This window comes from Natronomonas sp. CBA1123 (assembly GCF_009741925.1).
Taxonomy (GTDB): domain Archaea; phylum Halobacteriota; class Halobacteria; order Halobacteriales; family Haloarculaceae; genus Natronomonas.
On the sequence record NZ_WPCC01000001.1, the window covers coordinates 265,269 to 275,267 of the forward strand.

Sequence of the window (9,999 nt, forward strand, 5' to 3'; positions counted from 1 at the left end):
GCTATCGCGTCGGGAAGGGCTCGTTCGGCCGGCGCTCGGTGCGGTGGTCGGCCGCCGACGGAACGACGCTCACCTTCGCGAACACCGTCTCGGGGTCCTTGCTCCAGAACCAGTGCCACCGGGTGCGTGCGACCAACAAGAGTTTCCGCCACGTCGACAGCGACGGCGTCTCGGTGACGGTGTCGTAGCCCCGCTGTCGCACCAGTCGGTGGTGGTCGGCATAGAGGACGGCCGCCGTCAGGACCGGTAGTTGGCAGTCCCGTGGCAGATACTGGATGCCGGCGACGCCCTCGCGGTACAGCCCCTCCGCACGCCGGAGTTCGTGTTCGATGGCCGCACCGATTTCGTCGGTGAACCGTCGTGCTTCGATGTCGGCGGGGTCGGCACCGTGTTCGTCCAGTGTCTCTCGGGGGAGGTAGATGCGGTCGCGGTCGGCGATGTCCTCGCCCACGTCGCGGATGAAGTTGGTGAGCTGGAACGCCTCGCCGAGGGTCCGGGCGTGTGGAATCGCGGTGTCCGGGTCCTCACACTCCATGATGAGCGTCATCATGACGCCGACGGCGGACGCCGACCCGCGCATGTACGCTTCGAGTTCCTCGTAGGTGTCGTAGCGGGAGGTCTCGATGTCGGCACACATCGCGTCGATGAACACGTCGACCTCCTCGTCGGGGATGTCGTGGGATTCCCGGAGTTCGGAGAACGCCGACAGGACGGGGTCGTCGGTCGGCTCGCGGCCGAGCGCCGCTTCACGAATCTCTTCGAGGCGGCGGCGCTGTTCGTCGGGCGACATTCCTTCGGGATTGTCGACAACCTCGTCGGCGACTCGGAAGAAGGCATACAGCACGTACGTCGCGTGACGGACCCGCTCGGGCAGCAACTTCGTCGCGTAATAGAAGGTCTTCCCAGTCGCTCTGTGGATGGACTTGCTCTCTGCAAGCTGGGTGTCGTCGACCATTCGGTACGTGTTTCATACGGCAGGAACCACCTTATGTGTTTGTACGCGGATTGAAAGAAAGCGGCAGTGCGTGTGGGGTTTTGCCCGGATTCCCGGTTCAGGCTATCTGGTCGTCGTACTCGGCTGGTGACAACAGCGCCTCGAGTTCCGACTCGTCGTCGAGGTCGACCTCCAGCATCCAGCCGTCGCCGAAGGGGTCCTCGTTGACGAGTTCCGGCGCGTCGAAGAGGTCCTCGTTGACCGAAACCACGTCGCCGGAGACAGGCGCATACAGGTCCGAAACGGCCTTGATGGACTCGATGACGCCGAACTCGGCGTCTTTCTCGACAGACTCGCCGACCTCGGGCAACTCGACGAACACCACGTCACCGAGTTCGTCCTGTGCGAAATCCGTGATGCCGATATGTGCGGTGTCGCCGTCGCGGCGGACCCACTCGTGGCTCTCCAGATATCGACAGTCGTCTGGTACGTCGAAGCTCATAGGTGTCGTATCTGTGGTGGGGAATGTAGTGGTATCGACTCAGCGCGGTTCGCGGCCGGAACCGTGCCCGTTATTTTTCGTCGTCCCTGAGGCCCGAGCGTGAACACCCCAGAATCCGACGCCACCGACGACTCCGACGGCTTGGTGGGGCGCGGATACCGGATTACCGTCGACGAGGGCCGCGAGTCGTTCTTCGCACTCTCCATCGAGGACCCCGACAGCGAGACCGCGTGGCTGATGTCCGACACCGTTCGGTCGCTCGAAGAAATGCGGTAATCAGCGACCGTAAAACGGCAGTTCCTCGACTTCCGCTCGTTTCTCACGACCCCGGACCAACACGTCGAGTTCGGTCCCGGGGTCGGCGTACTCGGTTGGGACGTAACCGAGACCGATGGCGTCGCCCAGCGTCGGACTCATCGTCCCGCTCGAGACGGTGCCGACGACCTCGCCGTCAACGGCGAGGTCGTAGCCGTGACGCGCGATGCCGCGTTCCTGGAGGCGGAAGCCGACCAGTTTCTCCTCGACGCCGGACTCCGCGGCAGCCGCGAGCGCCTCGCGGCCGACGAACTCCGTATCGAGGTCGACGACGAAGCCGATGTCCGCCTCGTAGGGGTTCCGCGGATTGTCTTCGATGTGGAAGTCTTGCCCGGAGAGGAGAAAGCCCGCCTCCAGTCGGAGCGTGTCGCGCGCGCCAAGCCCGCAGGGCTGACACTCCAGTGCCGACCAGACGGCCTCGGAGTCGTCGGCATCGAACAGCAACTCGACGCCGTCCTCGCCGGTGTAGCCCGTCCGAGCGACGAGACAGTCGACGCCCGCCACGTCGCGGTGGGCGACGGTGAACCGCGAGATGTCCTCGGGAGCCTCACACAGCTCGCCGAGCAACGAGAGCGCATCGGGGCCCTGCAGCGCTATCATGCCGTACTCCGTGGTCGCGTTCTCGACGGTGGCGTCGAGGCCCCACTCCTCACGGTGCTCGACCCAGCGGTCGTGGGCGTCCTCGTCGTGGCCCGCGTTGGGGATGAAGAGGAACGCCGCGTCGTCGGCCTCGGGCAGGCGATAGACGACGGTGTCGTCGATGATGTCACCGTCCTCGTCGGTGATGGCCGAGTACTGGGCGTCACCGGGGTCGAGCGCCGAGACGTCGTTGGTGGTCAGGCGGTTCATCAGTTCGGTCGAATCGGGGCCGGACAATTCGATTTCGCCCATGTGCGAGACGTCGAACTTGCCCGCGGACTCGCGGACGGCCTCGTGTTCGACGGTGATGGAGTCGAACTCGACGGGCATCTCCCAGCCACCGAACTCGGTCAGTTTCGCCTCCGCCGCGGCGTGTGCCTCGCCGAGCGGCGGCGTTCGAAGGGACATGCCCGATACCTCGTCGGCCGGGGAGTAAGAAGTTCCCCTCGCCGCCGACCAACACCGATTTCACCGCCGGTCGCGGAGAGGCCGTCATGGGACTGCTCGACCGCCTTCGCCCCCGCTCGACCCGCGTCGGTATCTTCGTCGACGGGCCGAACGTGTTCCGCGAGGAGTTCGACGTCGACCTCGACGAACTCCGGAACATCGCCCGCGGGGAGGGGACGGTCGCACTCGCCCGCGTCTACGTCGACGAGAACGCCACCGGCGGGCTGATTCAGGCCGCCGAGGCACGGGGGTTCGAAGTGGTGACGACCAGCGGCGACGTGGACGTGAAACTCGCCGTCGACGCCGTCGAGGCCACCGTCGCCGAGCAAATCGACACGGTCGTCGTCGTCTCCCGGGACACCGATTTCAAGCCAGTCTTGGAGACGGCGTCGAAACGCGGCCTCCGGACGGTCGCCGTCGCGCCCGGAACGTACGGTCGCTCCGATGCCCTCCGGAACGCCGCCCACGACGAAATTACGCTGGAGTGAACTCGGACCTGTTGGGCAGGGTTCGGTCCCCGTCGGCCGGTAGGTGCTTTCTGACGTGGAGTGCTAAAACAAGTGGACGATAGACGTGCGTGGTGACCGATTCCGCTCAGAGTGCGTCCCGACACGTGTCGGTAAACGTAGCGAGAGGGATATCCGCGTCCGAATCGATACTCACGAACAGCCCCGTGAACTGTTCCTCGATGAAGTGAAAGGCGGTCACCTCGTCGAATCGGTGGACCGAGCAGTGGAGGTCGCCGGCCTGGAATAACTCTTCGAGGTACTCCCGGCCCATCCCCTGAATGACGAGTTCGTCGTGTATCTCCTCTGCGACCGTCTGCATCTTCGCCTCCACATCGTCGCGGACGTACTGCACGTCGTAGCCCGCATCGTCGTATTCCGCAATCACCCGAACGGAATCCTTCCCCTCCTCGCGGATAGCGTTGATTTCGTTCTTCGAACAGGAGACCATAACACGAACCACTCTCGGAAGAATATTTAAAATAGAGGGTGATTGAAACGTCTCGTCACTGGCAGACTGAGACGAACAGTGGCTATCTGCTGTGTACGTTCTTCGTACAGAGCGCACCCCTTTTGCCGACCCCAGTACAACGTACGCCCATGTACGACGGCCCGATTCTCGACAATCACCTCCATCTCGACCCGGTGAACGGTCGCGGCGCCGAGGCCGCCGCGGAGTTCGCCGAGGTCGGCGGTACGCATCTGAACGTCCTGAACAAACCATCGTGGCACCTCGTCGGCGAGGTCGACGACGCCGATGGGTTCCGGGAGACGTTCGACCTGACCGTCGAGGTGACAGAGAAGGCCGACGAGATACTCCCCGGGAAAGCCTGGCCCGTCCTCGGGGTCCATCCGGCGTTGATATCCCAGCTCGTCGACCGCGGCTACGACGCCGAGGCGGCCGCCGAGTTGATGAAGACCGGCATCGACGTAGCCGCCGAGTACGTCGCCGAAGGGCCGGCGCTGGCCATCAAGTCCGGCCGGCCGCACTACGACACCAGCGACGCGGTCTGGGCGGCCTCCAACGACGTAATGTGTCACGCCTTCGCCCGCGGCGCCGAGGTCGGCTGTGCCGTCCAACTGCACACCGAAGGCGGCGAGGACTTCACGGAAGTGGCGGAGTGGGCCGAAGCCGAGGGACTGCCACGCGAACAGGTGGTCAAACACTACTCGAACGGCCACGTCGAGGGGCCAATTCCGAGCGTCATCTGCGACAAGGACGAACTCGAACGGGCCTGTGGCGGCGACTGGCCCTTCTTCATGGAGACGGACTTCATCGACGACCCCGACCGCCCGGGCGCGGTCATGGGGCCGAAGACCGTCCCCAGACGCACCGAGTGGCTCGCCGAGGAGGGCCACTCCGAGGCACTCTACCGGGCCCACGTCGAGACGCCCGCTCGCGTCTACGGCGTCGACACCGAGGCGACACTCCAGTAGTCCGTCCTTCAGGAGGCCACAAATTTATTCATACAGCGGCGTGTCGGAAGAACTGATATGTCGTCCAACATCGATGCTGACAGCCTTCCACTGGTCCCCGGTGCCCTCGCGGGTGTCGCCGCGTGGGTCCTCGGATACGTGTTCACGTACCTGTTGGTGAGTTCCGACCTCCGCGAGTCGGGGCTGAACCAGTTCGCCCAGGCGTTCGGCGACGGTGACGCAACGTACGAACTCGTCGGCTGGGTGTTCTTCAACTCCCACTTCGCCGAGACGGTCATCGACGCCGGCTTCTTCGGGACCGACACGACGAGCTTCATCGGCGGCGAGAACGGCTTCACCGCCCTCCTCTACGTCATTCCGGTCGCGTTGATACTGGCCTCCGGCCTCGCTATCGGGCGATATCAGGGCGTCACAGACATCAACGACGGCGCCATCGCCGGCGCGCTCGTCGTCCCGGGGTATCTGATACTCTCGATAGTCGGCGCGTTCCTGTTCCGCGTCGAGGCCGGCGGCGCGAGCGGTCAACCCGACCTCCTGCCTGCAATCATCCTCGCCGGCATCGTCTACCCGGTCGTCTTCGGCGCCATCGGCGGCGCCATCGCCTCGGTCACCGCCGAGGACGACACCGGCGGCCTATAGCTCCCGGGCGACGATTTCGCCCCACGGTTCGAACCCCAACTTCTCGTAGAAGGCGTAGGCCCGCTCGTTGGCCGGGTCCACGTCGAGCAACAGTCTGTCGAGCGGGAGGTCCTGTTCGGTCGCGAGGCCGACGGCGGCCTCCAGCAGCGCCTCGGCGACGCCGCTGCCGCGGTAGTCGGGGGCGACGAACAGTTCGTTGACGACGGCGGCGTCCCAGACGAAGGCGAGTCGCTCGGGGAGGACGAAGACGTAACCGACCGCCTCGCCGTCAGCGACCGCCAGCGTCACGCAGCGCTCGTCGTCGGCGACACAGCGGTCGACCCACGCCAGCCACTCGCGTCGGTACTCGTCGGTGAGTTTGGACTCGTAGGTGGCGGCCTTCTCGTCGCCGCCTTCGGCACCGAGTCCGGTCTCGAACGCCCGTTTCAGTTCCCACAGTGCCTCGCGGTCGGCCTCGGGGTCGTACGGCCGGAGGGTCGGCTTCTCAGTCATCGTCCCGTTTCGACGGGAGCGGCGACTGTAGCTTCTTCGCGACGAGCGTGAACGCACCGAGGGCGATGAGATACAGCTGCCACCCCTGGACCGCGATGGGCGCCCGGCGGTCGACGTTCTGCGGTTCGGGGTCCGGCGAGGGGTCGACCGGGCTGGAGACGTGGGTGTTCCCGGTCGTCCCGCCCTGTCCGGCGTCGACCGACTGCTGGCCCGTCTCGGGGTCGGTCGTCACCTCGATGAACGTCTGGGTGAACCCATCGGCCGTCGAGAAGAACGCCTCGCCGTCGAGATTGAAGAAGCGGTCCGTAATCGGGTAAAAGAGGTTGATGCCGTCGAGATGTGACCAATCGAACAGCATGTGAGCGAAGGTGTGGACGAACAGGCCGACCCACACGAGACGGACGCCGCGGGCACCGAAGCGCTCGCGGAGCCACGACGACTCCCGCGTCGTGTCCCACAACAGGACCGGCACTGCGACGGCGGTGAACACGAGGTTGTGCAACAGCGCCCGGTGGGCGCCGTCGAGGAACCATCCCGCGAACGTGTCAAGTTCGGGTGCGAGGACGACCGCGAGGACGAACACGAGCGCCCGCCGGTCGTAGAACTCCCCGAGGAGTCCGACCGCGAGGCAGCACGCCACCGCGGCGTGGACAACGGTCGAGGGCATCAGTCACCTCCTCCGTCGAGGAGTCGTTTCGCGGGCGCAGCGGCCGCCGCGATGATGACGACGACGAGTTGCCACCCGGAGTCGACGAACCGGAGGCGGCGCGCTACGTCGCCGTCGGCCCCTGCGGAGGGATTGAGCCACGTCTCGACGTGGTGGGTTTCGGTCGTTCCGGGCGAGGCCACTTCCAACCAGCCGTCGCCCCACTCGACGTACGTCTGGACGACCCCCTCCTGTGTCGAGAGGACGAGTTTGCCCGTAATCGAGTAGTACCGGTCCGACAGCGGATACAGCGCGGCGGCACTGTCGATGTTGAACAAATCGAGGCCGATGCCGGCGACGGCGTAGGCGGCGACGGCGACCCACGCGACGCGGACGCCGTACCAGCCGTACCGCCCGCGGAGCCACGAGGACTCCCGACGTTCGGTGTCGTAGTAGAGCGCGACGGCGGCGGCCGCCGGAACGAACGCGGAGTGTAGCAAGGCGTTGGTCACGCCCGGGACGAGGAGGCTGACCGCAGCGTCGAGGTTCGGAAGTGCGGCCGCGAGAGCGACGAGGGCCAGCGACCGCCAATCGAAGGCCGGGCCGAGCAGCGCGACACCGATGAGGACGCCGACGGCGACGGTGACGAGAGTCGGCGGCATTGCCGGGGCGTAGTGCTCGTGGGGCTTAACAGTAGTTGCTGTGCGCACACGCCGTTCCCATCCGCCGAGAACCGCCAGCGGTAGCTATACGCCGCGCGAGCGTACTTCGAGTATGCTATCCGACGACGTAGCCATCGTCACGGGCGGGTCGATGGGTATCGGGAAGGCCATCGCAGCGGAGTACGTCGAACAGGGCGCGGACGTGGTCGTCGCCGACGTCGATGACGACGCCGGGACGGAAACCGCCGACGCCATCGGGGCCGAGTACAGACACTGCAACGTCCGCGAGTACGAACAAGTCGAGTCGCTGGTGGCGGGCGTCGCCGACGACCACGGCGGACTCGACATCATGGTGAACAACGCCGGCGTCGGCAGTGAGTCGAAACTCGACGCTATGAGCCTCGAGGAGTGGCGCACCGTCATCGAGACGAACCTCGGCGGCGTGATGCACGGCGCGAAAGCGGCGCTCCCGCATCTCCTCGAGTCGGAGGGCTGTATCATCAACATCGAATCCATCTACGGATTGCGCGGCGGGAAGGGAGCAGCCGCCTACTCGGCGTCGAAGGGCGGCGTGGTGAACTTCACACAGCAGGTCGCCGTCGATTACGCAGCCGACAACGTTCGCGTCAACGGCATCTGTCCGGGGTTCGTCCGGACGCCGATGACCGACGAGCTCCTCGACGAAGAGCGGTTCTACGAGTTTCTCAAGGCCCGGACACCGATGGAGCGAGCGGCCGACCCCGAAGAGATAGCGCCGCTGGCGGCGTTTCTCGCCTCCGACGGGGCGTCATACATTACGGGGGCGAACATCCCGGTCGACGGCGGCTGGACCGCCTTCTGAAGGCCCGCTCCAGTCGTCGTTCACTCGACTTCGATGTCGATTTCGTGTGCGTCCTCGGCGGTTTCTTTCGGCAGCGTGACCGTCAGCGCACCGTTGTTCATCGTGGCCGTCACGCCATCGGCGTCGACGTCGCTCGGGAGCCGAACCGACCGGCTCACCGATTCGCGTCGGCGTTCGCGCCGGAGGTATCGGCCCTCGGATTCCGCTTCGGTCGTCTCCTCGTGGTCGGCGTCGATACGGAGCGTGTGGTCCGTCACCTGAACGTCGACCTCGTCGCTGTCGAAGCCCGGCAGGTCGGCGGTCACGACGAACGTCTCGTCGTGTTCGACGATATCGACGGCCATCCGAGAGACGCCGAGCGACAGCCGACTGAACGGTTCGGCTGTCCCCAGTTCTCGCGACGTGTCGTCGAACTGCTCGCTCAGCTGGTTGAAGAAGCGTTCCAACTCGGTGAAGGGGTTGATTCGTGTTGTCATCGTCTCTCGAACGACGATTGGTCGTCTAGCGGCATGTAGCCGAACCCCCGTTCCCAGGGAGTGAGAACACTCACTCCGGTTCGAAGATGTCCTCGATAGCGCAGTCGAAGTGCTCGGCGAGGGCGAAGGCCAACTCCAGGGAGGGGTCGTACCGTTCCCGTTCGATGGCGTTGATTGTCTGTCTGGTCACGTCGACGGCCGCCGCGAGGTCCGCCTGGCTCTCGCCGCGGTCGGCGCGGCGCTCCTTGAGGTCGTTTTTCATCGATATCGGTGGTAGCCGAGCGCGAGCAGGTAGACGGCGTAGACGGCGGCCGTCGCGAAGGCGACGGCGGTGCTGGCCGGTCCCCACGAGAACTGTCCGGTCGCCGACAGCGCGACCAGCGAGGGGTAGACGATGGCCGACAGCCAGCCGAACAGCGTCAGCGTCGTCCCGGCGGCCTTCCGGGCGATTTCGTCGTCGCGTTCGTCGAACAGGCGCGCGTCGGTAACCGCCGGTAACGCGAACACCGTGAGGAGGCCGAGCGCGTAAACGGCGATGCCGACGAACGGCGCCTCGAAGACTACCCCGCCAGCGAGGGCGAGTGCAGCGAGCAGGGTAACTCCGAACGTCGTGCGTTTGAACGTCGCGGGGTCGAATCGTGTCGTTGTCAAGCTCATTGTTGATTGGGGTGGTGTGACTGCAGTCGATTACGAGCGGAGCCGAACGGCGACGTAGGCAACCGAGTAGACGCCGAACATCGCCGCGTAGCCGTACAGTGCGCCGAGTGCGAGCGTCGGTATCTCGTAGCCAGCGTCCATCACCGCGGGCAGTGCCGGCCCGACGAGTATCAACACCGCACCGACGACACCGAAGGTTCGTTTCGTCGCTCGTGCCTCAAGCGCTTCGTGTCGTTCGTCGTACAGCGTGACCGAACTGCCCTTCCAGATGCCGAGGAATCCGAGGAAGCCGACCCAGTAGATACCGAGGGCTGCCAGCGGTGCATCTACTCGAAGGCCGGCGATGTAGCCGACGAACCCGACGGCCAGAAACCCGTACATGATGATTCGATACCGGCGTGGACTGGAGGACCGATTCGTCGTTGGGGACGTGTTCGCTGTCATGGGTGGAGGGTGTAAAGCGTGTATTACGTAAAGCTCGCTTTACAGTAAAGCGTACTTTACACACCCACTTATTTCCTTCGGGCAGCCTTATGCCTCGCCGTCTACTCCCTCAGGGCATGCGCGACCCACGGGAGGAACTCGCCGAGCGCATCGCCGGCGAGGTGACGCTCTCAGAAGAGCCCGGCGCGACCATACGGAAGTGGCGCGAGGAGTTCGACGTGGCACAGACGACGCTCGCCGACGAACTCGGCGTCTCGGCGTCGGTCGTCTCCGACTACGAGAGCGGCCGCCGGGAGAACCCGGGAATCGGCGTCGTTCGGCGAGTCGTCGAGGGGCTGCTCGCCGTCGACGAGCGCCGCGGC

The 9,999-nt window shown here is 65.3% G+C and carries 17 protein-coding genes; 6 read left to right on the forward strand and 11 right to left on the reverse strand.

What is annotated here, in order from left to right; all coding sequences use genetic code 11:
* Position 1: 1 nt before the first annotated feature.
* Positions 2-955: a phytoene/squalene synthase family protein gene (locus GJ631_RS01340; RefSeq protein ID WP_156707408.1), complete on the reverse strand. Its 954-nt coding sequence runs from the start codon at positions 953-955 to the stop codon at positions 2-4.
* 97 nt (positions 956-1,052) lie between these two features.
* Positions 1,053-1,436, reverse strand: coding sequence for a glycine cleavage system protein GcvH (gcvH, locus tag GJ631_RS01345; RefSeq protein ID WP_156707409.1), 384 nt, complete (start codon positions 1,434-1,436; stop codon positions 1,053-1,055).
* A 99-nt stretch (positions 1,437-1,535) separates the two neighbouring features.
* On the opposite strand from gcvH, the gene GJ631_RS01350 reads away from it, so the two are divergent.
* A complete protein-coding gene (locus tag GJ631_RS01350) occupies positions 1,536-1,712 on the forward strand; it encodes a hypothetical protein (RefSeq protein WP_156707410.1) in 177 nt (58 codons plus the stop codon).
* Here the strand turns inward: GJ631_RS01350 and gcvT are convergent, their stop codons facing one another.
* Positions 1,713-2,798, reverse strand: a complete 1,086-nt coding sequence (gene gcvT, locus GJ631_RS01355) for a glycine cleavage system aminomethyltransferase GcvT (protein ID WP_156707411.1) — start codon at positions 2,796-2,798, stop codon at positions 1,713-1,715.
* An 86-nt stretch (positions 2,799-2,884) separates the two neighbouring features.
* Here gcvT and GJ631_RS01360 point away from each other — a divergent pair, with 86 nt between their 5' ends.
* A complete protein-coding gene (locus GJ631_RS01360) occupies positions 2,885-3,325 on the forward strand; it encodes an NYN domain-containing protein (RefSeq protein WP_156707412.1) in 441 nt (146 codons plus the stop codon).
* 106 nt (positions 3,326-3,431) lie between these two features.
* Here GJ631_RS01360 and GJ631_RS01365 read toward each other — a convergent pair whose 3' ends face one another.
* Positions 3,432-3,794, reverse strand: coding sequence for a hypothetical protein (locus GJ631_RS01365; RefSeq protein ID WP_156707413.1), 363 nt, complete (start codon positions 3,792-3,794; stop codon positions 3,432-3,434).
* A gap of 149 nt (positions 3,795-3,943) precedes the next feature.
* On the opposite strand from GJ631_RS01365, the gene GJ631_RS01370 reads away from it, so the two are divergent.
* Together GJ631_RS01370 and GJ631_RS01375 are read left to right on the forward strand one after the other, a co-directional pair.
* Complete coding sequence (locus GJ631_RS01370) at positions 3,944-4,780, forward strand: TatD family hydrolase (RefSeq protein ID WP_156707414.1); 837 nt, start codon at positions 3,944-3,946, stop codon at positions 4,778-4,780.
* Between the two features lie 57 nt (positions 4,781-4,837).
* Positions 4,838-5,419, forward strand: a complete 582-nt coding sequence (locus GJ631_RS01375; protein WP_156707415.1) for a hypothetical protein — start codon at positions 4,838-4,840, stop codon at positions 5,417-5,419.
* On the opposite strand, the gene GJ631_RS01380 is transcribed toward GJ631_RS01375, so the two are convergent.
* The 3 genes from GJ631_RS01380 to GJ631_RS01390 are packed head-to-tail and all read right to left on the reverse strand — an operon-like array spanning position 5,414 to position 7,219.
* The gene (locus GJ631_RS01380; protein ID WP_156707416.1) at positions 5,414-5,911 is read right to left on the reverse strand and encodes a GNAT family N-acetyltransferase; all 498 of its coding nucleotides are present in this window, start codon (positions 5,909-5,911) and stop codon (positions 5,414-5,416) included. The genes GJ631_RS01375 and GJ631_RS01380 overlap by 6 nt on opposite strands.
* Positions 5,904-6,578 carry a metal-dependent hydrolase gene (locus GJ631_RS01385; RefSeq protein ID WP_156707417.1) on the reverse strand — a complete coding sequence of 225 codons (675 nt, stop codon included), beginning with the start codon at positions 6,576-6,578 and terminating at the stop codon, positions 5,904-5,906. Before GJ631_RS01385 ends, GJ631_RS01380 begins: the two co-directional genes overlap by 8 nt.
* Positions 6,578-7,219 (reverse strand): hypothetical protein, encoded by a 642-nt coding sequence (locus tag GJ631_RS01390; protein WP_156707418.1) that lies wholly within the window; start codon positions 7,217-7,219, stop codon positions 6,578-6,580. Before GJ631_RS01390 ends, GJ631_RS01385 begins: the two co-directional genes overlap by 1 nt.
* A gap of 112 nt (positions 7,220-7,331) precedes the next feature.
* Here GJ631_RS01390 and GJ631_RS01395 point away from each other — a divergent pair, with 112 nt between their 5' ends.
* Positions 7,332-8,060, forward strand: a complete 729-nt coding sequence (locus GJ631_RS01395) for an SDR family NAD(P)-dependent oxidoreductase (protein WP_156707419.1) — start codon at positions 7,332-7,334, stop codon at positions 8,058-8,060.
* Between the two features lie 20 nt (positions 8,061-8,080).
* On the opposite strand, the gene GJ631_RS01400 is transcribed toward GJ631_RS01395, so the two are convergent.
* The 4 genes from GJ631_RS01400 to GJ631_RS01415 all read right to left on the reverse strand — a co-directional run bounded on the left by GJ631_RS01400 (position 8,081) and on the right by GJ631_RS01415 (position 9,637).
* The gene (locus GJ631_RS01400) at positions 8,081-8,536 is read right to left on the reverse strand and encodes an Hsp20/alpha crystallin family protein (RefSeq protein WP_156707420.1); all 456 of its coding nucleotides are present in this window, start codon (positions 8,534-8,536) and stop codon (positions 8,081-8,083) included.
* A 70-nt stretch (positions 8,537-8,606) separates the two neighbouring features.
* Entirely contained in the window at positions 8,607-8,798 is a 192-nt protein-coding gene (locus GJ631_RS01405) for a helix-turn-helix transcriptional regulator (RefSeq protein ID WP_156707421.1), read from the reverse strand.
* Positions 8,795-9,193 carry a DUF2178 domain-containing protein gene (locus tag GJ631_RS01410; RefSeq protein ID WP_156707422.1) on the reverse strand — a complete coding sequence of 133 codons (399 nt, stop codon included), beginning with the start codon at positions 9,191-9,193 and terminating at the stop codon, positions 8,795-8,797. The genes GJ631_RS01405 and GJ631_RS01410 overlap by 4 nt, the downstream gene beginning before the upstream one ends.
* 30 nt (positions 9,194-9,223) lie before the next feature.
* Complete coding sequence (locus tag GJ631_RS01415) at positions 9,224-9,637, reverse strand: hypothetical protein (protein ID WP_156707423.1); 414 nt, start codon at positions 9,635-9,637, stop codon at positions 9,224-9,226.
* A 116-nt stretch (positions 9,638-9,753) separates the two neighbouring features.
* Here GJ631_RS01415 and GJ631_RS01420 point away from each other — a divergent pair.
* The coding region (locus GJ631_RS01420) for a helix-turn-helix domain-containing protein (RefSeq protein WP_156707424.1) at positions 9,754-9,999 on the forward strand (246 nt) is incomplete at its 3' end.

Bases quoted from the DNA above. Each gene is read 5' to 3' on its own strand.
- GJ631_RS01405 (WP_156707421.1), bottom strand. From the start codon at position 8,798: ATGAAAAACGACCTCAAGGAGCGCCGCGCCGACCGCGGCGAGAGCCAG.
- gcvT (WP_156707411.1), bottom strand. From the start codon at position 2,798: ATGTCCCTTCGAACGCCGCCGCTCGGCGAGGCACACGCCGCGGCGGAG.
- GJ631_RS01390 (WP_156707418.1), bottom strand. From the start codon at position 7,219: ATGCCGCCGACTCTCGTCACCGTCGCCGTCGGCGTCCTCATCGGTGTC.
- GJ631_RS01385 (WP_156707417.1), bottom strand. From the start codon at position 6,578: ATGCCCTCGACCGTTGTCCACGCCGCGGTGGCGTGCTGCCTCGCGGTC.
- GJ631_RS01365 (WP_156707413.1), bottom strand. From the start codon at position 3,794: ATGGTCTCCTGTTCGAAGAACGAAATCAACGCTATCCGCGAGGAGGGG.
- GJ631_RS01395 (WP_156707419.1), top strand. From the start codon at position 7,332: ATGCTATCCGACGACGTAGCCATCGTCACGGGCGGGTCGATGGGTATC.
- GJ631_RS01370 (WP_156707414.1), top strand. From the start codon at position 3,944: ATGTACGACGGCCCGATTCTCGACAATCACCTCCATCTCGACCCGGTG.
- GJ631_RS01410 (WP_156707422.1), bottom strand. From the start codon at position 9,193: ATGAGCTTGACAACGACACGATTCGACCCCGCGACGTTCAAACGCACG.
- GJ631_RS01375 (WP_156707415.1), top strand. From the start codon at position 4,838: ATGTCGTCCAACATCGATGCTGACAGCCTTCCACTGGTCCCCGGTGCC.
- GJ631_RS01360 (WP_156707412.1), top strand. From the start codon at position 2,885: ATGGGACTGCTCGACCGCCTTCGCCCCCGCTCGACCCGCGTCGGTATC.
- GJ631_RS01415 (WP_156707423.1), bottom strand. From the start codon at position 9,637: ATGACAGCGAACACGTCCCCAACGACGAATCGGTCCTCCAGTCCACGC.
- GJ631_RS01400 (WP_156707420.1), bottom strand. From the start codon at position 8,536: ATGACAACACGAATCAACCCCTTCACCGAGTTGGAACGCTTCTTCAAC.
- GJ631_RS01340 (WP_156707408.1), bottom strand. From the start codon at position 955: ATGGTCGACGACACCCAGCTTGCAGAGAGCAAGTCCATCCACAGAGCG.
- GJ631_RS01380 (WP_156707416.1), bottom strand. From the start codon at position 5,911: ATGACTGAGAAGCCGACCCTCCGGCCGTACGACCCCGAGGCCGACCGC.
- gcvH (WP_156707409.1), bottom strand. From the start codon at position 1,436: ATGAGCTTCGACGTACCAGACGACTGTCGATATCTGGAGAGCCACGAG.